This window comes from Rhodoferax sp. (assembly GCF_044236835.1).
Lineage (GTDB): Bacteria > Pseudomonadota > Gammaproteobacteria > Burkholderiales > Burkholderiaceae_C > Allorhodoferax.
Genome location: NZ_JBIIGC010000015.1, coordinates 16844 through 40598 on the forward strand (window position 1 = coordinate 16844; position 23755 = coordinate 40598).

Below are 23755 nucleotides of genomic sequence, written 5' to 3' on the forward strand. Positions count from 1 at the left end.
AGCCGGCCTTGACCGCCATACCCACCACCTTCGCTTTATGAAAGAACCCGAATGACTGCTTTTGTCCGCAATCGCAACCGCGCCCCAGACGAACTGCGCCCAGTGCGCATCACCCGCGCTTACACGGTGCACGCCGAGGGCTCGGTACTGATCGAGTTTGGTGCCACCAAGGTGCTGTGCACCGCCAGCGTGGAAGACAAAGTACCGCCCCATCAACGTGGCAGCGGCCAAGGCTGGGTGACCGCCGAGTACGGCATGCTGCCCCGCGCCACCCATACCCGCAGCGACCGCGAGGCGGCACGTGGCAAGCAAAGTGGTCGCACCCAAGAGATCCAGCGCCTGATTGGGCGCTCGCTGCGCGCGGTGTTTGACCTCACGCGCCTGGGCGAGCGCACCCTGGTGCTCGACTGCGATGTGCTGCAAGCCGACGGTGGTACCCGCACCGCGGCCATCACCGGCGCCTACGTTGCGGCACAAGACGCGGTGCGTGGCCTCTTGGCAGCGGGCAAGCTGGCGCACAACCCCATCATCTCGGGGCTTGCCGCCATTTCGGTGGGCATCGTTCAGGGCACTGCCTTGCTGGACCTGGAGTACACCGAAGACAGCGCTTGTGATACCGACATGAATGTTGTGATGACGGGTGCCGGCCATTTTGTGGAAGTGCAGGGCACCGCCGAGGGCGTGGCCTTCAGCCGCGCCCAGATGGACACCATGCTGGGCCTGGCCGAAAAAGGCATCGTGCAACTCATGGCGCTGCAACAGCAAGCGCTGCAGGCATGAAGCAGTTGCCCCGCCGATGCCGAACACCGATGCTTAGCACCTTTGCGTAGCAACTGCGCCTGACCCCAAGAACTTGCACTATGAAAATCGTTCTCGCCTCCAACAACCCGGGCAAGCTGGCCGAAATGCAAGCGATGTTTGCACCTATGGGATGCGCGCTGGTCGCGCAAGGTGAGCTTGGTGTACCGGAGTCGCCGGAGCCCTTTCGCACCTTCGTGGAAAACGCGCTGGCAAAGGCGCGCAACGCAGCTGCCCACACCGGCTTGCCAGCCCTGGCCGATGATGCGGGCCTGTGTGTGGACGTCTTCGGTGGGCGCCCCGGTGTGGACACCGCGTACTACGCCACCGAGTTTGGCTACCCCAAAGGCGACGACAACAACGTACGCGCGCTGCTGGAGCAAATGCAGGCCATAGACGACCGCCGCGCCGCATTGGTCAGCACCTTGGTCGCGGTGCGCTCTCCCGAGGATCCTGAGCCCCTCATCGCCAGCGGCCGCGTGGTCGGCCAGATCGCCCGCGCGCCAGTGGGCAGCAATGGTTTTGGTTTTGATCCGGTCATGTGGATTCCTGAGTTTGGCCAGACCTTTGCCCAGCTCCCGGTCGAAGTGAAAAATGCCCACAGCCACCGTGGCCGTGCGGCGCAGGCCATGGTGGCCTTGATACGTGCACGCTGGCTGGACCCCGCGCATGGTTGAGCAGGGCGGCACCGCGCCGTCCGACCTGCTGCACTACCTGCGGCCCGGCACGCTGCAGTTACCAGCGCCGCCGCCGCTGGGCCTGTACATCCATTTGCCGTGGTGCATGCGCAAATGCCCTTACTGCGATTTCAACTCGCACGAAGCGCCGTCTGAGCTGCCGCAGCAGCGCTACATTGACGCACTGCTGGCCGATTTGGAGGCCGCCTTGCCCTTGGTCTGGGGGCGCACCGTGCACAGCGTATTTCTGGGCGGTGGCACACCCAGCCTGTTCTCGCCACAAGCCATTGAGCGTTTGCTGGGTGATGTGCGGGCCCGTCTTCGCTTGGAGCCGCAGTGCGAAATCACGCTGGAGGCCAACCCCGGGACCTTCGAGAAGAACCGATTTCGCGACTTTGCGCAGGCCGGCGTTACGCGGCTGTCGGTGGGCGTGCAGAGTTTCAACGATGCCCACCTGCAGGCGCTGGGCCGCGTCCACGACCGCGCCCAGGCGCTGGCGGCCGTGGAGGAGGCGGCCAAGGTGTTTGCCACCTTCAACCTCGACATCATGTACGCCTTGCCCGGGCAGACCCTGGCGCAACTTGGGCAGGACATCGCCACCGCATTGCAGTTTGCGCCGCCGCACCTCTCGGTTTACCACCTCACCATCGAGCCCAACACTTACTTCGCCAAATTTCCACCGGTGGTGCCCGAAGACGACACCGCCTACGCCATGCTGGACCACATCACCGACGCCACCGCCGCTGTCGGCTTGGAGCGCTACGAGGTGTCGGCTTACGCGCGCACCGGCCACCGCTGCGCGCACAACCTGAACTACTGGCGGTTTGGCGACTACCTCGGCATTGGCGCAGGTGCCCACAGCAAACTCAGCTTCGCGCACCGGGTGGTGCGCCAGGTGCGCCTGCGCGATCCGCAGCGCTACATGGCGCAGGCCTTGGCTGGCGCTGCATTGGCGCAAGACACTGAGGTGCCCCGCGCAGAGTTGCCCTTTGAGTACATGCTCAACGCCCTGCGTTTGCGCGAAGGCTTTGGTTCGCGTGACTTCTGCGAGTGCACCGGGCTGCCGCTGTCCTCCATCGAAGCAGCCCTTCGAGAGGCCGAGTGCAAAGGTCTCATTGGGCGCGACTTTGCACGGGTGTGGCCCACCGAGCGCGGCTTCGATTTTTTGAGTGACTTGCAGGCTCTTTTCCTGTCCAATGCGCCCCAGTAAGGCCCGTGTGGGGCCTTGAGCGCGGGGGTGTTGCCATGTTCTCGCTGTACGGTACCGCAGGCCGTTTGTTTCGGGGCTCTCTCGAAGAGCTGCGCGCCATCGGCCCTCCCACGCGAAGCGCCCGCATTGCCAAGATCATTCCGGTCGCCACGGGCGCCGACACCGCCGCCGGTGTAGACCGCGCCCAGCCCCACGCAGGCACCGCCCACGACCAGACGCACCGTGGTGCCATGGCGGCCTATGCCAGTGCGGCGCAGCCCGGCATCCCCCGCCACCCCTTGAGCCGGGTGCAAGACATCATGAGCCACGCGGTGGTGTTGGTGGCCGCCGCTTCTACCGTGGCCGAGGCCTGGAGCACGCTGGCCCAGCGCCATGTGGGTCAGGCGCCGGTGGTGGATGCACAAGGGGTGCTGGTGGGGCTGCTCACGCGCGCCGACCTGCTGCACCCCGACCGCTTGCCTGGGCCCGATGCGCATGCGCTGGTGTGGCGCGCACTGCAGATGCAAAGCGTGCTGGAGGTGATGTGGACGCCTGTTCCCAGCGTCGCACCGGACACCGATATCCGGCGCCTTGCGCGGGTGCTGCTCGATACCGGTCTGCCCGGCTTGCCGGTGGTGGACGACGCGGGCCAGGTGATCGGCTTTGTGTCCCGCTCCGACGTGCTGCGCGCCGTCGTGGCCGATCCACCGCTGGATCTGTGGACATGAACGGCTGACAGCACCTGCTTCAAATTGTCAAAAATTCGTCATCAAACTGTGATGTTGGGGCCCTAGGCTCTCTAAGGTGAACACAATCGATGACATTCTGGTGGAGTCCTTCTCCGCCTTGCCTGCCAGCCTGCGCGTGGCGGTGGTGACCGAGACCTATGCGCCCGAAGTCAATGGCGTGGCCATGACCCTGGGCCGCATCGTAGACGGCCTGATCCGGCGCGGCCACACCGTGGAACTGGTGCGCCCGCGTCAGCCACTGGAGGGTGCGCCTGCGCTGCGCGATGGCCTGCACCAAGTGCTCTCGCGCGGGGTGCCCTTGCCTTCGTATGGTGAATTGCGCTTTGGCATGCCGGCCAAGCGTCGGCTGATCAAGCTGTGGTCTGCACGCCGGCCCGATGTGGTGCATGTGGTGACCGAGGGGCCACTGGGCTGGTCGGCGGTCGCTGCAGCGCGCACCTTGCAGCTGCCCATTACCAGTTCCTTTCACACCAACTTCGACAGCTACTCGCAGCACTACGGCGTCGGTCTGTTGAAGTCGCCCATCGACACCTACTTGCGCAAACTGCACAACCGCACCCTGGCCACCATGGTTCCCACCCAAGCGCTGGTGCAGGCGCTGCAAGCGCGTGGCTACAAACATGTCACGCTGCTCGCGCGCGGCGTCGATACCGCACTGTTCCACCCCGCCAAGCGCTCCGAGGCTCTGCGCCAGTCTTGGGGTGCAGCACCGCAGGACCCGGTGGCGTTGCTGGTGGGGCGTTTGGCCAAAGAGAAAAACGTGGGGCAGGTGCTGGCCGCGTTTTCAGCCCTGCGCCAGCACAACCCGCGCGCCAGGCTGGTGTTCGTGGGCGATGGCCCTTTGCGGGCGTCGCTGCAGCAGGCCTGCCCCGACGCCCACTTTGCCGGTGTGCGCAAGGGCGAGGAGCTGGCGGCTCACTACGCCTCGGCCGATCTGTTTTTATTTGCCAGCCTGACCGAGACCTACGGCAACGTGGTGCCCGAAGCGCTGGCCAGCGGCCTGGCGGTCTTGTCGTATGCGCACGCCGCCGCCAGCGAACTGATTGCAAACGGTGACAACGGTTTGGCGGTGGAGGCAGCAGACTCGGTGGCCTACCTGCAGGCGGCCATCACCCTTGCCAGCAACCCTGAGCTGGTAGCGCGCTTGCGCGCAGCCGCCCCGGCGAGCGTGGCGCACCTGGGCTGGGACGCGATCGTGGACAGTTTTGTTGCGACGCTGCGCAGCGCGATCGAGCGCCATGCGCAGGTCCTAGCCGCGCCACTGCAGCAAAGCCTGGCCCATGCGAACGCGCGCGCCGGGCGCTAAACCCTCGCACAGGTGAAAGCCGTGGGGCGCCAGAACGATGACGGTGGAGCCATGCTGGAACCAGCCCATTTCCTGCCCTTTGCTCAATGGAGCGTTGCACGCCAGAGCCTTGGGCCCGTGGTACTTCAGGTGCAGCAGCACATCCAAAAAATGCAGCCGAATGCTGGCCACCAAAATGGCCGCCACCGGCACCAATGCGATGCGTTGCCCGTCCACCGGCCCACCGCGCAGGCGCGTGCTCAGAAAGGCACGTTCGTTTTTACAAAACAGCTTTTCCACCCGCTTGAGCGCCACCGGATTGACGTTCCAGGTGTCGCCCGAAAAGTACCGCAGCTTCTCCACCGTGCAGTCGTAAGGCGCATGAAATCGGTGGTACATGCCCGAGGTGAGGCGCAGCGTCACATAGCTGCCGTTGCGCCAAGGCGCCACGTCTTCGTCGGGGCCGATCAGGTCTTGCAAGGTGTAGGGAAAGCCTTTGGCCTGGAACACCTTCGTACCCTCGATCGGGCCGCTCTCACCCACGATGGCATCCACCGGGCTGGACAGCACATCGGTAGCCTGGTCCACCACGCGCGCGCCGTCTTGCAGCTCGCGGGTAAAGCAGTCGTGCATGCTGGTGAAGGTTTGCTTTTTGGCGTCGCGCAAGTCCAGGTCACCAAAGAACTTCCAGATGGCAATCGACGCGCTGCGCACCAGGGGCTGCTCGATCTTGCTGAACCACCCCATGAACCGGGTCAGGGTCTGGCGGGGCAGGCGGTTGGTGAGCAAAAAGTTCAGGTCCTCTTGGGCCAACAGGCGCTGCAAGGCGTGGCGAAAAGTCATGGCGTGCGGTGCTTTCAAAGTAGGTTGGATAGCTTGTGTACGAAAGGCAAATGGCTGTGAACGAATCTCTGGAATGGAACACCTTGGCGCTGTATGCGGCGGGCGGCGTCGCAGCGCTTGCGGCTTTGCAAAAGGCCAAGGCACGGGCCGAACTCTCGCTGGCCAAGCACCGCTCCTTGGCCGGCCACCCGCGCACCGCGCGCCGCATCGCGGCCTTGCTGCCGAACTACCGCTACGACGACACGCAGGTCTTTGGCGTAGACGGTGCGCCGCCCGAGGTGGTGGCCCAGCGCCGGGCCGCGTTCGAGGGCTTGGTGGCGCAGTACCGGCAGCGCTTTCCCAAAAGCCTGGCCGCCACAACACAGGCGGCCCAGGGTCTGTCCGATCTGCAGTTCGTCAGTGCATACCGGCTGCCCTACCAGTTCCGCGGGCTGGCAGACCAAGGCCTCAAAGTGGGCTCCTTCATGCAGTCCAGCGCCGGCATGACGGTGACCGACTTGGATGGCAATACCTTCATCGACCTGACCGGCTCTTACGGCGTGAACCTGTTTGGCAACGATTTCTACAAGGACTGCATTGACCGAGGCGCAGACACGGTGCGCGCGCTCGGTCCGGTGCTGGGTGCTTACCACCCGGTGGTGCTGGACAACATCCGGCGCATGCAGCAGATCTCGGGACTGGACGAAATGTCTTTCCATATGTCGGGCACCGAGGCGGTGATGCAGGCGGTACGGCTGGCGCGCTACCACACGGGGCGAAAAAAACTGGTGCGCTTTTGCGGCGCCTACCACGGCTGGTGGGGCGATGTGCAGCCCGGCATTGGCAACCCAATGCCAGCGCAGGACACCCTGACCCTCACCGAAATGGGCGAGGTAACTTTGAGGGTTCTGCGCAAACGCAAGGACATTGCTTGCATTCTGGTCAATCCCTTGCAGGCGCTGCACCCCAACGGGGCAGCACCTAGTGACGGCGCTTTGCTTGACAGCGGCCGCAAGGCCCACTTTGACCGCGCTGCCTACACCGCCTGGCTGCAGACGCTGCGCGCCATTTGCGATGCGCGCGGCATCGCGCTGATTTTTGACGAAGTTTTCATGGGCTTTCGGCTGGCCAAGGGCGGCGCGCAGGAATACTTTGGCGTGCGCGCCGACATGGTCACCTACGGAAAAACGCTGGGCGGTGGTCTGCCCATTGGCGTGCTGTGCGGCCAACCCGCGTGGATGCGCCGCTTTCGCGATGGTGCGCCGGCCGACATCTGTTTCGCGCGTGGCACCTTCAACTCGCACCCCTATGTCATGGGCGCAATGAACGCGTTTTTGCGCCGCTTGGACGACGCTGACATTGCTGGGCTCTACCAAGGTCTGGATGCCACCTGGGACGCGCGCGCCAGCGGCTTGAACCAGCGCCTGCGCGAGGCTGGTGTGCCAGTCCAGGTCGCCAATATGTCCTCGGTGTGGACGGTTACCTACACGCAGCCCGCATGTTTCAACTGGTTGTTGCAGCACTATATGCGCCTGGAGGGATTGGCTTTGAGTTGGGTCGGAACCGGTCGCATCATCTTCAGCCTGAACTTCAGCGACGCTGACTTTGAGCAGGCGGCCCAGCGCTTTGTGAAAGCGGCACAGGCCATGCAAGCCGATGGTTGGTGGTGGTCCGATGGCGCAGCAAGCAACAAGACCATCAAGCGCCGCCTTCTGCGGGAGATGCTGGCAGCCAAGTGGTAGTCCCTCTCAGTGCCCGGTGAGGCCGGGCACTGCCCATCTGAGCCTGGCGCTGCAAGGCAGTGCGGGGTGGCGCTTGGTGTCAAGGGCTCAGGCGCACCAGCGCGGGGCTGGCGCGCCGTCAGGCTTAAGCCGCGTGGTCTGCAGTGCGGCGCTCGATGAGCTCGCCGCGCAGCAGTGCCAAAGGTGCCTTGTGGTAGAGGTACACATCATGGAACGGGTCGGTGATGATTTTGGTGGCCCATACCAGACCGGCCATCACGTCCTTCAGAAAGAACAGGTGCACCGTGCGAAACACCAGGCCGCCTACGCCGAGCGCCAACCACAGCTCGCCTGTGTGGCGCGCCAACTCTTCCAGTGAAGTGTGGGCTTCGTAGTAGCCCAGCAGCGTGGGGTCCAAGACCAGTGCAACCGGCGCGGCCACCCAGATGGCCAGCAGCACCACTTTGCGGCGCAGGTTGTAGCCCACCTTGATTTCCTCTTTGTACTCATGTGTGGCTTGGTTGACTTCGTCGTAGCCACGCGGCTCAAAGAAGAAGTGCCCGCTTTGGCGTGTGGTCATGGACACCAGCCATGCCACCAAGGCCGCCATCGCCGGATCAATGAACAGTAGCACGTAGGCCACCAGAAAACTCAACGCGCTGATGAGGTGCAGCGTCTGGTTGATGCGGCTGTGGTGGTAGTAGCGGTGGTCGTCCCAGCGCTGAACCTGGAGTTGGCGAAAAAATTCTTGCATCGGGGTGCTCCGTAGAAGGGTTCGCGCATGCTAGTGGCGCTTTGTTGCAGACCGGTGACAGGACCTGTGACAAGTGCGTTAATTGGCCGGTCGGCCCATTCCTGTGCGCGTTGTCTGGGCGGTTTTAGTAGCGCTCGGGCACGATGATCTCGGGTGGCACCGGGTTGCGGATGTAGTCGGCGTTGCGCACCCGCGCGGGCAAGTGCACAGGCGCGTGCACCACCTCGCTGTAGGGAATCTGATCGAGCAGATGCTGGATGCAGTTGAGTCGGGCCTTCTTTTTGTCCACCGCCTGAACCACCCACCAAGGCGCCTCGGGAATGTGGGTGCGCTCCAGCATGGTCTCTTTTGCTTTGGTGTACTCCTCCCAGCGCGCCCGCGATTCCAGGTCCATGGGGCTGAGTTTCCATTGCTTGAGTGGGTCGTGGATGCGGCCTAAAAAGCGCACATGCTGCTCCTCGTCGGTAATCGAGAACCAGTACTTGATGAGCTGGATGCCGGAACGCACCAGCATCTTCTCGAACTCCGGCACGCTGCGGAAAAACTCTTCGTACTCCGCATCTGAGCAAAAGCCCATGACCCGCTCCACGCCGGCGCGGTTGTACCAACTGCGATCAAACAGCACCATCTCGCCGGCCGCTGGCAGGTGCGATGCATAGCGCTGGAAGTACCACTGGGTGCGTTCGCGGTCGTTGGGCGCGGGCAGTGCCGCAACGCGGGCCACGCGCGGGTTAAGCCGCTGTGTGATGCGCTTGATCACGCCTCCCTTGCCTGCAGCGTCGCGACCTTCAAAGAGGATCACCACCTTGTGCTTGCTGTGGACCACCCAGTCTTGCAGCTTGACCAACTCGGCTTGCAAGCGAAACAACTCTTTGAAGTAGCTGTGGCGTTGGTCACGCTCGGTATCGCTTTCAGGTGCGCCTTCGCGGCTCAGGGCATCCAGGTTGCGGTCCTCCAGTTCCATCTCGATCTCTTCATCGTAGTCGTCTTGCAAATCGCGGCGAATGCGGCGAACCAGCTCGTCTTGTGAGGGAGTATCAGAGGGCATAGTGAACCTACGTGGCGGTTAGTGGGTGGTGCGAATTGGATGCGCTAAGGGCACATGGTGGCGCGAAGGCAAAGAGCATGAATCCCAAAGATGTCATTGGCGTGACAGGCGGTGCCAAACCTCCGTGCGATGTCATGAATTCTTCATGCCAACGCCACGAATAGGTCATGCAGCATGACCAAAATTTGCACCATGACAACGCAAACCGATATGCATCCACACGCCCACACGGCCGCCAACTTGCACACGCGCTCGTTCCCTCTGCAAGACGGCCATCCCTTGCCGGCAACGGCGCTGCGCACACCGCCTGCACCCCAGGGAATCGCGGTGTCCTGGGCGCGCCATCACGACGAAGTGCGCGCCGCCCAGCGCCTGCGCTTTGATGTGTTTGCAACCGAAATGGGCGCACGCCTAAACACCCCGGTGCCTGGCCACGACATCGACCTGTTTGACAACTACTGCGAGCATCTGCTGGTACGCGACCTGGCTACCGAGCAAGTGATTGGCACCTACCGCGTGCTCACTCCGGCCCAAGCCCAACGTGTGGGCAGCACCTACAGCGACACCGAGTTCGATTTGACCCGCCTGCGCTTTCTGCGCGAACGTATGGTGGAGTTGGGCCGCAGCTGTGTGCACCCCCAGCACCGCCATGGCGGGGTCATCATGGCGCTGTGGGGAGCACTTGCGGAATTCATGCAGCGCAATCAGCTCGACACCATGATCGGCTGTGCCAGCGTGCCCATGCTGCACAACGGCATCGTCAGCGGCGATGTGGCCGCCAGCATCTGGAGTCAGCTCAAGGCAAGCCACCTCGCCCCCATTGAGTACCACGTGCGCCCGCGCCTGCCGCTGCCAGTGGAGCGGCTCGACGGCAGCTTGCCGGTGGAGCCGCCGGCGCTGATTCGAGGCTATCTGCGCCTAGGCGCCAAGGTGCTGGGCGCCCCCGCTTGGGACCCCGACTTCAACTCTGCCGACTTGCCCATGCTGCTGCGCATTAGCGACATGCCCAGCCGCTACCGCAAACACTTTCTGGGGGCGTAAATGCGTACCACCTTCGATGCCTTGGGCGCTGACTGGAAAGACCAGATTACAGACCCTGGCAGCGGAGCGGACGAAGATGCGGGCGGCAGACGCTACCGCGCCATCTTTATCTCTGACATCCACCTGGGGACCGCGGGCTGCCAGGCCTATCCCTTGCTCGATTTTTTGAAGCACCATGACAGCGACTTTCTGTACCTGGTGGGCGACATCGTGGATGGCTGGCAGCTGCGTCGGCGCTGGTTCTGGCCACAGGCCCACAACGATGTGGTGCAAAAGCTGTTGCGCCGCGCCCGCAAAGGCTGCCGGGTGGTGTTTGTGCCCGGCAACCACGACGAGTTTGCGCGCAACTTTGTCGGACACCAGTTTGGCGGCATCGAAGTGCGCGAAGACACGGTGCACACCACCGCCGATGGCCGCACCTTGTGGGTCACGCATGGCGACTACTTTGACGGTGTGATCCAGTGTGCGAAGTGGCTGGCTTATTTGGGCGACAACGCCTACGAATTCACCTTGCGGATGAACCGCCATTTCAACCGATTGCGCGCGCGCTTGGGGCTGCCGTACTGGTCCTTGTCGGCCTACCTCAAAGGCAAGGTCAAGATGGCGCTGAATTACGTCACCGACTTCGAGGTGGCGGTGGCGAACGAGGCCCGCAACCGCGGCCACGACGGCGTGGTCTGCGGCCACATCCACCGCGCAGAGATGCGCGACATCCAGGGCACGCTGTACTGCAACGATGGCGACTGGGTCGAAAGCCGCACCGCGCTGGTAGAGCACCAGGACGGCACGCTGGAGCTGGTGTATTGGGACGATGTACTCACTGCGCAAGCCAAAGCGCTCACCCGCGTGCCGCTGCTGGGCGTGCAGGCTTAAGCCTGACGCAGTTGGCAGGCCGATCACCAGGAACGTCTGATGGAGGCTGCTGCCTACGGTGCCGACGCCTCAGGCCTTGTGTGTGGATTTCGGTTCACTGCGCGGGGCGATGGTGTGGCCATCTCGACCGAAGAGGCTTTGACATGTGTGGCAACGCCAGCGTCTGACACCGCTTTTGTATGGCTGCATTTCAACCTGTCACACAGCGCCGCGCTCAAGTGGTTGCAACACAACCTGCGGCTCTCGGATGTGTTTTACGAGTCGCTCAACGACGGCTCCCGCTCCACCCGCATCGAGCTTGACGACGACACCTTGGTGGCCGTGGTCAACGACGTGCGATACGACTTTGCCTTTGAGCCCTCGGACATTTCAACCCTGTGGCTGTCGGTGGGCCCGCGTTTGGTGGTGAGCGCCCGCTTGCAGCCGCTGCTGGCAATTGACCGGTTGCGCGAGGCGGTCAAACGTGGCTCACGCTTGCGCACTTCGGTGGCTTTGCTGGTGCACTTGATGCACGACCAAGGCGATGTGTTGGTCAATATTCTGCGCAGTACAAGCGCGCGGGTCGATGACATCGAAGACAAGCTGTTGGCGGGCCGTCTAGAAACCAAGCGCGCCAATCTGGGGGCCCTGCGCCGCCTGTTGGTGCGCTTGCAGCGCTTACTAGCCCCGGAGCCGGCCGCGTTGTTTCGCCTGCTGAACACACCGCCGCAGTGGATTGGCGAGGACGACCTGCAAGACCTGCGCCAGTCCACCGAAGAATTCAACGTGACCCTCAGCGACATGGCGGCTTTGCAAGAGCGCATCAAGCTGCTGCAAGAAGAGATAGCCGCCCGCGTGGCCGAGGCCAACAACCGCAGCCTGTTTGTGCTGACCATCGTGACCGTGCTGGCGCTGCCGATCAACATCATTGCCGGCTTGCTGGGCATGAATGTCGGCGGTGTACCGCTGGCCGACAGCGCCTACGGCTTTTGGGTGGTGGTGGCCATCATTGGCGTGTTCACCCTGGTGGCAGGTTGGATTGCCTACCGGCAGTCGCGCGGGTAGCGCAGCCCTTACCGTAGGTTCTGCAGAGGGCCTAGGCGCAGAAACTGCGTTTCTCCGTTGGTGCCGTCCACGCCGTCGTTGTCGGTGATAGCGTAGGCGTTGCCAGCGATGTCGATGGCAAAGCTCTCCACCTTGTCAAGCACATAGCCCTTGGGCTTTTGCAGATCGGGTACCAAGTTGCGCACCATGCGCTTGCGCACCACCGGAACCCGCGCGTCATCCGGTGCAGCGGGTGTCAGGCCGGCTACAGAAAACGCCCTGAGCGTTTTGATAGCCGCATCGCCAAACTGGTTGTCGCGCTCGACCACCACGAAGGTGTCGGGGCTGACCGCGGTGATTTCAGACAAGCCCACCCAGCCGTCTTTGGCGGCGCTGCTATCGAGCGGGTAATGCAATACGCCCCAAGTCTTGGTAGCCGGTTGGTAGCGCAGGATCTTGGCATGACCTTTGGGGTCGTTCTTCCATTCGCGTTGCACCGCGATCCACACGGTTTCGTCAGCGCCTGCGCCCACGCGGGTCACGCCTTCAAAGCCAAATCGCACTGCGTGGCTGGCCAGTGCGGCGGGCAGCTCGATTTCTTCTAGCACTTCGCCCTTGGCGGAGACGCGCAGCAGCAGGTCCTTAAGAGCACCGTCCTTGTTGGCAGGGTCACCCTCGGACACCACCCAAAAGCTGCCGTCCGCGCGCTGGGCGATGCCCTCCGCGTCGTAATTGGCAGGTTTGCCGCCCAGCGTGACTGTGAGTTCTTGGGTGATCAGGGCCGGTGTGAAGCTGGCATCGATTTGCAAGATGCGGGTGGTGGCGTACGCACTGTCAGTTACCGCCCACAGGCGGCCCGGCCGGGCAATGTCAGCCGAGGTACCGGAGATCGCACCCCAGGCGATGGGTGGTCCAGCCGCCGTGTCGGTGGACATCATCGTGGGGTAACTGGCAGGTGCGTTGCTGCGTTGGTAAATCATGACCGAGGCGCGGGCAGCGCCATCTGTCTCGGACGCCACCACCAGCAAGTTGCGTTGGGGGATGGCCAGCAGGCCCTCCGGTCCGGCACCGGCTGGTAGGGCCTGCAAATAGCTTGGTGCTTTGCCGGGTCCCCTGTCCAACCAGACCGTGATCAGCGAGGAGCGCTCCGAGCCGATGAACAGCAATCGGTCTTTGCCAAACATGCCCACTTCGACGCTCTCGGGCTCGTTACCCTTGGCACCCGAGCGGCGCTCGGGGTAGTGCCCGAGCCGAATGGCCTCGTGGTCGAGCAAGGCGCCGCTGTCAAATTCGACTGCGCCAGAGGTGTTCATGATGGAAAAGCTGCGTGAGCCGCCCTGGTAGTCGCCCTCGTTGGCGGTCACAAAACGGCGCGCGTCCAGCCAGGCCACACCATCGGGCTCGCGCAATACGCCGCTCGCAGACTCGGAGGGCTTGATGGTGCCGTCGCGCTTGAGGTCTACCTCCTTGAGGTTGACGCTGCCCGCCGAAAAGTGGCCCACCACCCGGCGCTTGGCGACATCGACCAGCACGATGTGGTTGTTCTCCTGCAGCGTCACCACCGCCAGGCCTTGCGCATTGACTTTGACAAACTCGGGTTCAGCGTCGTTAGGCGCAATCTGCGCCAGGCCATCCAGGCCAATGGGATGCGCGCGCGTGCAATCGGGTACGCCCGACTTCAGGGGCAAGATGGTCAAATTGCCCGCAGGCAATTGCGGCAGCGCGCCCTTGTTGAGGCCCTCGTCACGCTGGTTTTCCATCACCACCACCAGGTGCTTGGCTCCACTGTCCAACGCCACCGAGTCGGGCTGCCCCTGCAGCTGGCACCGGTCCACCACCTTGCGGCTGGCCAGATCAATGGTCGCGAGGTGCCCCTCTGGCTGAAAAAACTGCTTGCTGGTGTCCACCGCCACCAGCACCTTGCCACGCACAATCACCAGCGAGGTAGGCTCCCCATCCAGGCCCACAAAGCCCGCACCCCGGGGGCTGGCGGGGTTGCTGATGTCAATCAGGCCAATACCTTGTTGCTCGCCGTCGGTGTAGGCCAGCAAGCGTCCGTCCTCGCTGGCCGCCACGATCTCCGCGACCGATTTTTTACTGACGTTGCGCCCCACGGGCACATTGCGGTGCACTTCGAACGTGGCAATGCGGTTGAAGTTCAGGGTGTCGCTGGCGCGCGCGCTTTGCGCTTGCACAGCGGCGGTGAACTGCAGGCAGGCCAGCGCGATGGCAACGGAAATCTTTGCATTGAACAACTGCATCACGGAGTCCTTGTGGTGTGTGCTGCAGCCCTGGTGGGCTGCATTCCATTGGCATCGTGGCAGTCTGGTGTGTCACTTCTGTGACGGCTTGGTGCTGCTGGACCAAGGGCGTGACCGGGCGATGGGTCAGGTGTCAGAGCGACGGTAGGCAGGGCCGTGTTGGCGGAAGCTGTGAGATTCGAACTCACGGAGGGGATAAACCCTCGCCGGTTTTCAAGACCGGTGCCTTAAACCGCTCGGCCAAGCTTCCAATGGGGCGCCATTCTATCTGGGGCCCAAGGGGGCCGGGGCGGTGCTGGGCTCGGGTGCGCTGCCGGTGATGCGCACGGTGCTGCGCAGCATCAAGCCACCGGGAAGGCGGCGTTGGTTGCCCAGCAGCACCCGGCGGTTGCCGGCGCCTGCGCGGGTGCGCAGTTGCAAGGCTTTGGCCTTGAGCAACTCAAAGTCGTTGACCTTGGTGCTGTTGCGTACCAGCAGCTGGTAGGCGTTGTCGATCAGGCGCACATTGAGCGTGCTTTGGGCGTGGACCAGCAGGGTTTGCACCGCAGTGCTGATGTTGCCTGCACGGCTGTGTGCCATCGCCGACTCGGCCAACTCCAGCACGGCTGCTTGGGCGTTGCGAATGTGCCGCGCATAGGGCACATGGGCGGCGGCGCAGGCGGCCAGCAGTTCGGTAACAGAGCGGTTGCTGCAAAAGCGCATACCCAGCGTCTTGACTGCGAGCTCGGCTTCGTAGAAGTGCACGTTGCGCAGTCGCATGTGGGTCAACAGCGCCAGCAGGTTGCCGGCGCTTTCGTAGTCGAAATCGATGTGGGTGATGTCCTCGGCCATTGTCGGAACGGTTTCGAGCACATTCGCGGTGTCCTGGCGCTGCAGCGCCAGCGCCATGTCCACGACGCTGGCCAGACGCCGTATGCGCCGGTTCTCGGGGTACTTTTCCAGGAGGCGAACGAAGTCGTCCTGGCAGCGCTGCAGGCCCCTGCGGTCTTCAATGCCCAAGCGAGAAAGCGCTAGCAACACCACAGTCTGCGGGTCAAACAGCTTGGACTCCAGGCCCACGCGGGTGGCCCGGTCCAGCAGGCGCCTCGCCTCGCCCTGGTCACCTGCGTAATAGGTCATCATCGCGACGTTTTGCAAGCGGCTTATGGCAGACGGTGTGATCGCTGCGGCTTCTTTGTAAGTCGCCAAGGCCTTGTCGAATTGCCCCAGCTCAAAGTGGGTGCGGCCCAGCACGTCGTGGGCTTCCACGTAATTGGGGTCTTCTTTGATCAGACTCTCCAGAGCGGTCGTTGCCTGCCCCAAGCGCCCGGCTTCCAAGTGGGTACGTGCGATGCCCAACTTGGCCCATGGCGCCGGGGTCTCCTGCGCGATGGCTTGGTAGACCGCCATGGCGTCGTCGTAGCGCTGCAGGCGCAGCAGCAGCTCAGCGCGCAGCCGCCCGGCGTACAACCAAAACAGGCCACGCGAAGCAAAGCGCTCGGCGCACAACTCGCTGGCACGGTCGAACTGCTGTGTATCGATGGCGTTAAAGATGTGCTGCAAAGCCAATTTGCGCATCCGTGCAACTTGCAGCCGCTCGGCCAGTTGGCTGGCTTTGTGGGGCTTAAGCAGGTAGCCGTCGAGTGCGGACTCTGCCGCCTCTGCCACCTTGGTGTAATTGGCCTCCGAGGTGATCATGATGAACACCGTTTGGAACGGCAGCAGCTGGCTGTTGCGCAAGTCGTCCAGCAGCTCTTGCCCCGACGCGCTTTCGTCGGCAAAGTGCATTTCGCACAATACAAAGTCAAAGCGTTGCGTCTCGAGTTTCCTGCGGGCGTCGACCGTGCGCGTGGACTGGACCACGGTTTGCAGGCCCAGGTCGCGCATCTGCGCCACCAAGATCGCGCGTGAGTTGGGATTGCCATCCACCACCAAGGCGGTGCATTTGGAGATGTCGTCGTCGATGGTGGCCATGGTGGGCTCAGCGTGGGCTGGGCGGCTGCAGTAAATCCAGCAGGCTGCGCGCCACCACTTGGGTGGCACGGCGCAGGTCGGCCAGGTCCAGGCGCTCATCGGCGCGCTTGGCATGCGACTCCAGTACGGTGCGCGGACCGGCGCCGTAGATCACGCCCGGAATACCGGCTTCGCAGAAGATGCGTACATCGGTGTACAGCGGTGTGCCCAGCGCGGGAATGGCCTCGCCAAAGACAGCGCTGGCGTGCTTTTGCAGCGCCTCGACCAGTGGCTTGTTTCCTGGCAGCGGTTTGAGTGCGTTGGCCAGCAAGATGCGTTTGATCTCGACAGTGATACCCGGCGTTTGCGCCGCGGCGCGGGCAATCACCTCGCGCAGCGTGGCCTCCACCTGGGATGGGTTTTCCTCGGGGATCATGCGTCGGTCGAGTTTGAAGGTGACGCGCCCGGGCACCACGTTGGTGTTGGTACCGCCTTCGATACGGCCCACGTTCAGGTAGGGGTGGTTGATGCCTTCGACTTGCGAGCGCACCTGGCGGTACAGGGTGTTTTGCGCGTAGAGCGCATTCAGGATCGTCACCGCTCCTTGCAGCGCGTCGATGCCTGAGTCGGGGATGGCCGCGTGCGCCATCTTGCCGTGCACCGTGACCTCCATTTGCAGGCAGCCGTTGTGCGCGGTGATCACCTGGTAGCTAAAGCCGGCGGCAATCAGCAAATCGGGGCGGGTGATTTTCTCGGCGAGCAGCCACGCTGGTCCCACCTCGCCGCCAAACTCTTCGTCGTAGGTGAACAGCAATTCCACCGCGCCCTGCAGCGGCAGCCCCAAGGACTCCAGCGCGCGCACCGCAAAGGCGTAGGTGGCGAAGTCGCATTTGCTCACCGCTGCGGCGCGGCCGTAGATCTTGCCGGCTTCAATCTCGCCGCCGTAGGGGTCGTGGGTCCATCCTTCGCCGGGCGGCACCACATCGCCATGGGCGTTGAGCGCCACCGTGGGGCCATCGCCGTAGCGGCGGCGCACCACCAGGTTGGTCACGCTTTGCAGTCCGGCAGCTTGCACCAGCGCGGCGGGCACCTGGTGCTTTTCAGCGGGCAGACCCATGGCGCCTAACAATTCGGCGGCGCGCTCGGCGTGCGGTGCGTTATTGCCGGGTGGCGTGTCAGTGGGAACCTGGATGAGTTGCTGCAAAAACTGCACCTGCTCATCAAAGTGCGCATCGATCCAGGCGTCTAGCTGTTGGTACGTTGTAGGTGAAACAGTCATTACAAATCGGTCTCAGGGTTGGTGTCGGGTTGGACTGGGGTGCGTGGGGGATGGCTGGTCTTTGGACCCGTTGGCGAGTTGTTCAAGAAGGTGGGTAAAGGCGTCAATGGCCAGCTGCATATCGTCGCTGGTGGTGGACTCCAGCTGGTTGTGGCTGATGCCCGCGTTCTGTCCACGCACAAACAGCATGGCCTGGGGCAGGATGTCGTGCAGCTTCATCGCGTCGTGCCCGGCGCCACTGGGCATACGGTGCAGCGGCACGCCCAGGGCGCCGACGGCGGCCTCCCAGCGCCGCTGCCAGGCAATGTCGCTGGGGGCCGCGCTGGCGCGCATGGTTTGCGTCAGCGTGTGGTCCACGCCGCGCGCGCTGCAGATGCGCTGCAGTGCGGCCAGCACATCGCGCTCCAGCGCATCGCGCTGCGCATCGCTGGGCGCGCGCAAGTCCAGCGAAAACTGGCATCGCCCGGGCACCACGTTGATGGAGCCGTTGGGCACCAGCAGTTGGCCCACCGTACCCACCGAGTCGCCGTCGGCGCGAGCGCGCTGTTCTACAAACAGCAGTAACTCGGCGACCGCAGCGGCAGCGTCGCGGCGCTGGTCCATGGGCGTGGTGCCGGCGTGGCTGGCGGTACCCAGCACCTCGCCGGTGTAGCGCACGCTGGCATTGATGGAGGTGACGATGCCCAGCGGCAGGTCCAGCGCGTTGAGCACCGGGCCTTGCTCGATGTGCACCTCCACAAAACCTTGGTAGTAGACCGGGTTGCGGCGCAGGCCGGCAATGTCTTGCGGGTTCAAACCGGCGGTGTGCATGGCCTCGCGCATGCTGATGCCATCTGCATCGCGCTGGTCCAGCCAGCTGGGGTCAAAGTCGCCGGTGAGTGCGCCCGAGCCTAGAAAGGTCGCTTTGAAGCGCTGGCCCTCTTCTTCGGCAAAGGCCACGATCTCCAGGTCAAACGGCAGGCGGCGTTGTTGCTCGGCCAAGGTCTTGACGCAGGCCAGCGGCACATAAATGCCCAGCCGCCCGTCGTACTTGCCACCGTTACGCACCGTATCAAAGTGGCTGCCGGTGAGCAGCGCGGGCATGCGCGGCGAGCCACCAGCGGCAGCAGTGGCACCATGCGCGCCCAGGTAGCGCCCCACCACGTTGCCCACCGCGTCAATGTCCACCATATCGCAGCCGGCTTGCAGCATGTCGTTGCGAATCTGCTGCATGCAGGCGCGGTGCGCGTCTGTCAGGTAAGTGACCGTGAGCTGGCCGCGCTCGGCGTAGCCGGGGTCGGTGTGCTGCGCCAGCGATTCTTGCCAGTCCCACACCAGGTTGCCCAGCGTGGGTGAAACGCCGAACTTGTCGCTCAGCCGAATCTCGGCAATGCGGTGCACATTGCGCAGGCACTCTTGCAGCTCGAAGTCGGGGTGGTTTTTCAGGCGGCGCTCGAAGGTGGCGATGATCTCGGCCTTGCCCAATCCCGTGCCGCGCGGCCCGCGCACCGCCAAGATGAATGGGAAGCCAAAGCGCGCGTTGTAGTCGGCATTGAGCTGCTGGATGTGGGCAAACTCCTGCGGCGTGCAGCGGGTCAGCCCGGCGGTGTTTTGTTCGTGGGTGGATTCGGCGGTCAGGCTTTTGTCCACCATGGCCTTGCCTGCTAGCTCGGGGTGAGCACGCAAGAGCGCCAGTTGCGCCTCTTTGCTGCTGCCAGCCACTACGCGCGCCATAGCGTGCTTGAGCGCGGCCAGCGACACAAACGGCCGCTGCGCCAGCGCCGATTGCGCAATCCAGGGCGAGTGTTCGTACAAGCCGTCGAGCAAGGCCAGCGCGTCTTCGGCGCTGGCGGTGTTGAGTTTCTGCAAGGTGGCTGCCACGCTTACTCCACAAACGGGTGGGTTGCGCGCCAGTGCTGGGCGATGTCCAGGCGGCGGCAGACCCACACCCTGTCATGCGCTGCGATGTGGTCCAAAAAGCGCTGCAAGGCGGTGATGCGCCCCGGACGGCCCAGCAGGCGGCAGTGCATGCCGATGCTCATCATGGACGGTTGGTTCAGACCAGCGGGATCGCCCTCGGCGTAGAGCGCATCGAAGGTGTCTTTGAGGTACTGGTAGAACGGGTCGGCATGCGAGTAGCCCTGGGGCAGGGCAAAGCGCATGTCGTTGCAGTCCAGGGTGTAGGGCACGATGAGTTGGGGCACCACGCTGCCGTCGGTTTTGCGCACTTGCATCCAAAAGGGCAGGTCGTCGCCGTAGTAGTCGCTGTCGTAGGCAAAGCCGCCATAGTCGGCCACCAGGCGGCGGGTGTTGGGGCTGTCGCGACCGGTGTACCAGCCTAAGGCGCGGCTGCCGGCCAGACGCTCAATCGCATCCATACCCAGCCGCATGTGCTCGCGCTCGGTGGCCTCGTCCATGTTTTGGTAGTGGATCCAGCGCCAGCCGTGGCAGGCGATCTCGTGGCCCAGTTCGACAAAGGCGGCGGTCAACTCGGGGTGGCGCTCCAGCGCCATGCCCACGCCAAACACGGTCAGCGGCAGGCCGCGCTTTTCAAACTCGCGCAGGATGCGCCACACCCCGGCGCGCGAGCCGTATTCGTAAATGCCTTCCATGCTGATATGGCGCTCGGGGTAGCTCGCCGGGTTGAACATCTCGGAAAGAAACTGCTCCGAACCCGCATCCCCGTGCAGCACGCTGTTTTCGCCGCCCTCTTCGTAATTGAGCACAAACTGCACCGCGATGCGGGCGCCGCCGGGCCAAGCGGCATGGGGTGGGGTGCGGCCGTAGCCGGTTAAATCACGGGGGTAGGGCAGGGTGCTGTCGTAGTGGCTCATGGGCGTCGGGGCGCGGGCGGTGCAGTACGGTTGGAGAGCGGGCGCATGCCCGGATGTTATCTCCCGCGTTGCAAGATGAATACACTTGGCTCCATCCTGGCGCCCGAGCAATCGGCATCTCCTACCGCAGCACCCACAACGCAGCATACAAAGCGCATCCAACCCGCGAGGCACCCCATGGGATTGAGCACACATGTTTTGGACACCATGCACGGCACCCCGGCCAGCGGCATGGCCGTAGCCTTGTACACCACCGAGGGCGGAACAGCAACCTTGGTCAAGCAGCTGGTGCTGAACGCCGATGGTCGCAACCCCGATGGCCCGCTCTACGACAACCAGAGCCTGAAGGTGGGCACCTACCGCCTGGTGTTCGAGGTGGCGGCGTACTTCAAGGCGCGCGGCGTCGTGCTACCTGAGCCCAACTTTTTGAACCAAGTCAGCCTGGACTTTGGCGTGGCCCATGCCGACCAGCACTACCACGTGCCGCTGCTGGTCAGCCCCTGGAGCTACTCCACCTACCGGGGCTCATGACTTTATCGTTGGCCCTCGGTGAGGGTGTCGAGTTGAAACTTCCCGCTTTTGTGCCACAGCCAGGTGTCGGTGTAGGTGACTCGCCCCATGCGCAGCGGTGCTGGGTAGGGCGCGGCGGCGTGCACCGAGCGTTCGATCTCGGCCACCACTTCAGGCGCGTGCTTGGGCGCGCGCATCCAGCGCAGGTCGGCCACCCGGCCGACAGCATCGATGTCCACCTCCAGCACCCCAATGGCATACAGCAGCGGCGGCAACTGGCCCTTGAAGATGCGCTCTGCGTTGCGCGCGTAGAGGTGCGAGGCCGCATCCACCCGGTAAGCCCGTGGCGAGGTGGCCACCGAGACCGGGCCGCTGGGCTCGGGCGCACGCGCGGGTGGCGGTTTGGGCAGCACCGGGGCCGCCACGCGGGGCGGCTGTGTCTGTGCTGCGGGGGGGGGTGGTGCGGGCGGTGGCGGTGTGGCGCAGCCAGCGATCAACGCAGCCAGCCCCAGCGCCAGTGCGCAGCGAGGGGGGCGCCACGTCAGGTTGCTTGGGGCACTTCGGGCCGCATCAGCGTGGACGGCGGCTTGCTTGTTGGGGGCGCAGGCTGCGCAAAGGACATAGCTAGTCGGGGGCTGCCACATGGTCGGTCTCCACTGGGGGCGTCTGGCGCGTACTGTGCCCGAGATTGTCACAGCCCGCGGCGGTTGCGATGGAACAGCCACCAATGATGGACCATTTGGCGCAATTCTTATCGCGGCTGCGCACCCAGGACGCGGTGCTCGTCCGAGTGGTATCCACACAGGGCTCCGTGCCACGCGAGGTGGGCGCCTGGATGGCGGTGTTTGCCGATGGCGCGCTGGCCACCGTGGGCGGTGGCCGCTTGGAGCTCGACGCTTTGGCCCACGCCCACCGCCTGCTGGCGGGCGAGGCGGTGGACGCCAGCGTACGCTACCCGCTGGGCCCCAGCCTGGGACAGTGCTGCGGCGGTCAGGTGGTGCTGGCTTTTGAGCCGGTGGGAGCGGTCGATGTGGCGCGGCTAGCGCGGCAACTCGCACCAGCGGGGGTTCCGGTGGCACTGTTTGGCGCCGGGCATGTGGGGTTGGCGCTGGCCGAAGTGCTCTCGCGCCTGCCGGTGCAGCTGCTCTGGATTGACAGCCGCGACAGCGTGTTCCCCCCAGAACTGGCGCAGTCGGTGCAGTGCGAGCACTCGCAGCCGGTGCATGGCGCCGTGGCCAGCCTGCCCGCGCACAGCCTGGTTGTGATCATGAGCTTCAGCCACGCCGAAGACCTGGACATCGTCAGCGCCTGCCTGCAGCGCCAGCGGGCGCGCGGCGACCTGCCTTTCGTGGGCCTGATCGGCAGTAAAACCAAATGGGCATCGTTTCGCCAGCGACTGCTGGCGCGCGGCTTCACGCAGGCCGAGCTGGACTATGTGACCTGCCCGATTGGTGTGGCAGGCATTGCCGACAAGCGCCCCGAAGTGATTGCCGTGGGCGTGGCGGCCCAACTCTTGCAAGTGGCCAGCCGGACCGCTGTGCCACCGCCCAGTTCGTTGGCTGCGGGGCTGCAGACTGACACAGTCGCCGCTGGTTCCGATACCGCTTCGGCTCCAAAACCCCTTTTTTCGCACGCAGGATAAACAACCATGGAAAGCTACCTCCTCGACTGGGCCAACTTGCTTTTGCGCTGGGCGCATGTGATTACCGCCATCGCGTGGGTGGGCTCCTCGTTCTACTTTGTGTTTTTGGACAGCAGCCTCACGCCGCCCGAGGAAGAGGACCTCAAGCGCCAAGGCGTCAGCGGCGAGTTGTGGGCGTTGCATGGTGGCGGCTTCTACCACCCGGTCAAGTTTGCCGGCGCGCCGCCGCAACTGCCCAAGCACCTGCACTGGTTTTACTGGGAGAGCTACAGCACCTGGCTGACCGGTTTTGCGCTGTTTACCGTGTCCTACCTGTGGAGCGCGGGCACCTACCTGATTGACAAGTCGGTGATGGACTGGGCACCGGCGGCGGCGGTGGCGGTAGCGCTGGGATTTTTGGTGGTGTTCTGGCTCGCCTACGACGCCATTTGCCGCATTTTTGGGCAGCGCAAAAACGGCGACGCTATCGTGGGCGCGCTGGTGGCGGTGTTGGTGTGCATTGCGGCCTGGCTGGCCTGCCACTGGTTTGCCGGACGCGCCGCGTTCTTGCTGGTGGGCGCCATGATCGCCACCGCCATGAGCGCCAATGTGTTCTTCTGGATCATCCCCGGCCAGCGTGCCATGGTGGCCAGCATCCAGGCGGGCCAGCCGGTGGACCCCATCCACGGCAAGCGCGGCAAGCAGCGCAGTGTGCACAACACCTACTTCACCCTGCCAGTGCTGTTTGCCATGCTGAGCAACCACTACAGCTTCACCTACAGCCACCCGCAGAACTGGCTGGTGCTCATCATCATGATGTTTGCGGGCGCCGCCATCCGCCAGTTTTTTGTGCTGCGCCACGGATTCAAGCTGGGACGCAACGCCCACCCTTGGCCGTATGCGGCGGTCGGTGTGGCGTGCATTGTGGGGGCCGTGGCCTGGCTGGCTCCGGCGCCGCAAAGCCCCAGCACTGCCAGTGCAGCCTCGGACGCAAGCTCCAGCGCAGGTGCAACTGCTGCTGGGGGAGCAAGCGGTGCTGGCACGGGGCCTGCTGTGGCCCAGAGCGGCCCCGTAGGCTACGCGCAAATACAGCCGGTGTTGGCCCAGCGCTGCTACATGTGCCACGCCGACCAGGTGCAAATGAAAAACGTGCGTGTGGACACGCCCCAGGCACTGGCCACCCACGCCCAAGCGGTGTACCAACAGGTGGTGGTAAGCCGCAGCATGCCCATGAACAACTCCACCGGCATCACCGAGGCCGAGCGCGACCTCATTCGGCGCTGGTTTGAAGGCGGCGCCCCCACCCACTGAGCCCGCGCTGCGCTCGCCTGCTGCGAGCACCCGGTGGGTGCGGGCGCC

At 64.1% G+C, this 23755-nt stretch carries 21 protein-coding genes and 1 tRNA gene; 12 read left to right on the plus strand and 10 right to left on the minus strand.

Annotated elements, in window-relative coordinates:
• The first annotated feature begins 51 nt into the window (after positions 1-51).
• The 5 genes from rph (at position 52) to ACILRC_RS11310 (ending at position 4719) form a co-directional block, all read left to right on the plus strand.
• Positions 52-780, plus strand: coding sequence for a ribonuclease PH (rph, locus tag ACILRC_RS11290; RefSeq protein WP_395669474.1), 729 nt, complete (start codon positions 52-54; stop codon positions 778-780).
• Positions 781-860: 80 nt separating this feature from the next.
• The gene (gene rdgB / locus ACILRC_RS11295; RefSeq protein WP_395669475.1) at positions 861-1475 is read left to right on the plus strand and encodes an RdgB/HAM1 family non-canonical purine NTP pyrophosphatase; all 615 of its coding nucleotides are present in this window, start codon (positions 861-863) and stop codon (positions 1473-1475) included.
• Positions 1468-2685: a radical SAM family heme chaperone HemW gene (hemW, locus tag ACILRC_RS11300; RefSeq protein ID WP_395669476.1), complete on the plus strand. Its 1218-nt coding sequence runs from the start codon at positions 1468-1470 to the stop codon at positions 2683-2685. Before rdgB ends, hemW begins: the two co-directional genes overlap by 8 nt.
• 35 nt (positions 2686-2720) lie before the next feature.
• Positions 2721-3392, plus strand: a complete 672-nt coding sequence (locus ACILRC_RS11305) for an HPP family protein (protein WP_395669477.1) — start codon at positions 2721-2723, stop codon at positions 3390-3392.
• A gap of 76 nt (positions 3393-3468) precedes the next feature.
• Positions 3469-4719, plus strand: a complete 1251-nt coding sequence (locus ACILRC_RS11310) for a glycosyltransferase family 4 protein (RefSeq protein WP_395669478.1) — start codon at positions 3469-3471, stop codon at positions 4717-4719.
• Here ACILRC_RS11310 and asd read toward each other — a convergent pair.
• Complete coding sequence (asd, locus tag ACILRC_RS11315; RefSeq protein ID WP_395669479.1) at positions 4663-5541, minus strand: archaetidylserine decarboxylase; 879 nt, start codon at positions 5539-5541, stop codon at positions 4663-4665. The two genes, ACILRC_RS11310 and asd, sit on opposite strands and share 57 nt — an antisense overlap.
• A gap of 56 nt (positions 5542-5597) precedes the next feature.
• Here asd and ACILRC_RS11320 point away from each other — a divergent pair, with 56 nt between their 5' ends.
• Positions 5598-7262, plus strand: a complete 1665-nt coding sequence (locus tag ACILRC_RS11320) for an aminotransferase class III-fold pyridoxal phosphate-dependent enzyme (protein ID WP_395669480.1) — start codon at positions 5598-5600, stop codon at positions 7260-7262.
• Positions 7263-7386: 124 nt separating this feature from the next.
• Here ACILRC_RS11320 and ACILRC_RS11325 read toward each other — a convergent pair whose 3' ends face one another.
• A complete protein-coding gene (locus ACILRC_RS11325; protein WP_395669481.1) occupies positions 7387-7995 on the minus strand; it encodes a hypothetical protein in 609 nt (202 codons plus the stop codon).
• A gap of 124 nt (positions 7996-8119) precedes the next feature.
• Positions 8120-9043 (minus strand): polyphosphate kinase 2, encoded by a 924-nt coding sequence (gene ppk2, locus ACILRC_RS11330; protein ID WP_395669482.1) that lies wholly within the window; start codon positions 9041-9043, stop codon positions 8120-8122.
• A gap of 192 nt (positions 9044-9235) precedes the next feature.
• On the opposite strand from ppk2, the gene ACILRC_RS11335 reads away from it, so the two are divergent.
• Genes ACILRC_RS11335 through ACILRC_RS11345 form a run of 3 tightly spaced genes read left to right on the plus strand, consistent with a single transcriptional unit; the run spans position 9236 to position 12001 of the window.
• Positions 9236-10084, plus strand: coding sequence for a GNAT family N-acetyltransferase (locus tag ACILRC_RS11335; protein ID WP_395669483.1), 849 nt, complete (start codon positions 9236-9238; stop codon positions 10082-10084).
• Complete coding sequence (locus tag ACILRC_RS11340) at positions 10085-10957, plus strand: UDP-2,3-diacylglucosamine diphosphatase (RefSeq protein ID WP_395669484.1); 873 nt, start codon at positions 10085-10087, stop codon at positions 10955-10957.
• 39 nt (positions 10958-10996) lie between these two features.
• Positions 10997-12001 carry a transporter gene (locus ACILRC_RS11345; protein WP_395669485.1) on the plus strand — a complete coding sequence of 335 codons (1005 nt, stop codon included), beginning with the start codon at positions 10997-10999 and terminating at the stop codon, positions 11999-12001.
• A gap of 8 nt (positions 12002-12009) precedes the next feature.
• Here the strand turns inward: ACILRC_RS11345 and ACILRC_RS11350 are convergent, their stop codons facing one another.
• From ACILRC_RS11350 to puuE, 6 genes are all read right to left on the minus strand, one after another.
• Positions 12010-14241, minus strand: a complete 2232-nt coding sequence (locus tag ACILRC_RS11350; RefSeq protein WP_395669486.1) for an esterase-like activity of phytase family protein — start codon at positions 14239-14241, stop codon at positions 12010-12012.
• A gap of 160 nt (positions 14242-14401) precedes the next feature.
• Positions 14402-14491: transfer RNA gene (locus ACILRC_RS11355), tRNA-Ser, on the minus strand.
• A gap of 14 nt (positions 14492-14505) precedes the next feature.
• Positions 14506-16194 (minus strand): tetratricopeptide repeat protein, encoded by a 1689-nt coding sequence (locus ACILRC_RS11360; RefSeq protein WP_395669487.1) that lies wholly within the window; start codon positions 16192-16194, stop codon positions 14506-14508.
• Between the two features lie 7 nt (positions 16195-16201).
• On the minus strand, positions 16202-17452 hold the full coding sequence (locus ACILRC_RS11365; protein WP_395669488.1) for a M20 family metallopeptidase: 1251 nt from the start codon (positions 17450-17452) through the stop codon (positions 16202-16204).
• 12 nt (positions 17453-17464) lie between these two features.
• A complete protein-coding gene (uraD, locus tag ACILRC_RS11370; RefSeq protein ID WP_395669489.1) occupies positions 17465-19312 on the minus strand; it encodes a 2-oxo-4-hydroxy-4-carboxy-5-ureidoimidazoline decarboxylase in 1848 nt (615 codons plus the stop codon).
• 2 nt (positions 19313-19314) lie between these two features.
• Positions 19315-20265, minus strand: coding sequence for an allantoinase PuuE (gene puuE, locus ACILRC_RS11375; RefSeq protein ID WP_395669490.1), 951 nt, complete (start codon positions 20263-20265; stop codon positions 19315-19317).
• A gap of 177 nt (positions 20266-20442) precedes the next feature.
• Here puuE and uraH point away from each other — a divergent pair, with 177 nt between their 5' ends.
• On the plus strand, positions 20443-20796 hold the full coding sequence (gene uraH / locus ACILRC_RS11380) for a hydroxyisourate hydrolase (RefSeq protein WP_395669491.1): 354 nt from the start codon (positions 20443-20445) through the stop codon (positions 20794-20796).
• A gap of 2 nt (positions 20797-20798) precedes the next feature.
• Here the strand turns inward: uraH and ACILRC_RS11385 are convergent, their stop codons facing one another.
• A complete protein-coding gene (locus ACILRC_RS11385) occupies positions 20799-21320 on the minus strand; it encodes a hypothetical protein (protein WP_395669531.1) in 522 nt (173 codons plus the stop codon).
• A 167-nt stretch (positions 21321-21487) separates the two neighbouring features.
• On the opposite strand from ACILRC_RS11385, the gene xdhC reads away from it, so the two are divergent.
• Both xdhC and ACILRC_RS11395 read left to right on the plus strand, forming a co-directional pair.
• On the plus strand, positions 21488-22417 hold the full coding sequence (gene xdhC / locus ACILRC_RS11390; RefSeq protein ID WP_395669492.1) for a xanthine dehydrogenase accessory protein XdhC: 930 nt from the start codon (positions 21488-21490) through the stop codon (positions 22415-22417).
• Between the two features lie 6 nt (positions 22418-22423).
• Positions 22424-23707: a urate hydroxylase PuuD gene (locus ACILRC_RS11395; RefSeq protein WP_395669493.1), complete on the plus strand. Its 1284-nt coding sequence runs from the start codon at positions 22424-22426 to the stop codon at positions 23705-23707.
• Positions 23708-23755 lie beyond the last annotated feature (48 nt).

Excerpts from the sequence above, each read along its gene's own strand:
- asd (WP_395669479.1), bottom strand. The coding sequence starts at position 5,541 with ATGACTTTTCGCCACGCCTTGCAGCGCCTGTTGGCCCAAGAGGACCTG.
- uraH (WP_395669491.1), top strand. The coding sequence starts at position 20,443 with ATGGGATTGAGCACACATGTTTTGGACACCATGCACGGCACCCCGGCC.
- ACILRC_RS11395 (WP_395669493.1), top strand. The coding sequence starts at position 22,424 with ATGGAAAGCTACCTCCTCGACTGGGCCAACTTGCTTTTGCGCTGGGCG.
- ACILRC_RS11305 (WP_395669477.1), top strand. The coding sequence starts at position 2,721 with ATGTTCTCGCTGTACGGTACCGCAGGCCGTTTGTTTCGGGGCTCTCTC.
- ACILRC_RS11365 (WP_395669488.1), bottom strand. The coding sequence starts at position 17,452 with ATGACTGTTTCACCTACAACGTACCAACAGCTAGACGCCTGGATCGAT.
- ACILRC_RS11325 (WP_395669481.1), bottom strand. The coding sequence starts at position 7,995 with ATGCAAGAATTTTTTCGCCAACTCCAGGTTCAGCGCTGGGACGACCAC.
- rdgB (WP_395669475.1), top strand. The coding sequence starts at position 861 with ATGAAAATCGTTCTCGCCTCCAACAACCCGGGCAAGCTGGCCGAAATG.
- ppk2 (WP_395669482.1), bottom strand. The coding sequence starts at position 9,043 with ATGCCCTCTGATACTCCCTCACAAGACGAGCTGGTTCGCCGCATTCGC.
- xdhC (WP_395669492.1), top strand. The coding sequence starts at position 21,488 with ATGGAACAGCCACCAATGATGGACCATTTGGCGCAATTCTTATCGCGG.
- ACILRC_RS11340 (WP_395669484.1), top strand. The coding sequence starts at position 10,085 with ATGCGTACCACCTTCGATGCCTTGGGCGCTGACTGGAAAGACCAGATT.
- ACILRC_RS11345 (WP_395669485.1), top strand. The coding sequence starts at position 10,997 with ATGGAGGCTGCTGCCTACGGTGCCGACGCCTCAGGCCTTGTGTGTGGA.
- rph (WP_395669474.1), top strand. The coding sequence starts at position 52 with ATGACTGCTTTTGTCCGCAATCGCAACCGCGCCCCAGACGAACTGCGC.
- hemW (WP_395669476.1), top strand. The coding sequence starts at position 1,468 with ATGGTTGAGCAGGGCGGCACCGCGCCGTCCGACCTGCTGCACTACCTG.
- ACILRC_RS11350 (WP_395669486.1), bottom strand. The coding sequence starts at position 14,241 with ATGCAGTTGTTCAATGCAAAGATTTCCGTTGCCATCGCGCTGGCCTGC.
- ACILRC_RS11335 (WP_395669483.1), top strand. The coding sequence starts at position 9,236 with ATGACAACGCAAACCGATATGCATCCACACGCCCACACGGCCGCCAAC.
- ACILRC_RS11360 (WP_395669487.1), bottom strand. The coding sequence starts at position 16,194 with ATGGCCACCATCGACGACGACATCTCCAAATGCACCGCCTTGGTGGTG.
- puuE (WP_395669490.1), bottom strand. The coding sequence starts at position 20,265 with ATGAGCCACTACGACAGCACCCTGCCCTACCCCCGTGATTTAACCGGC.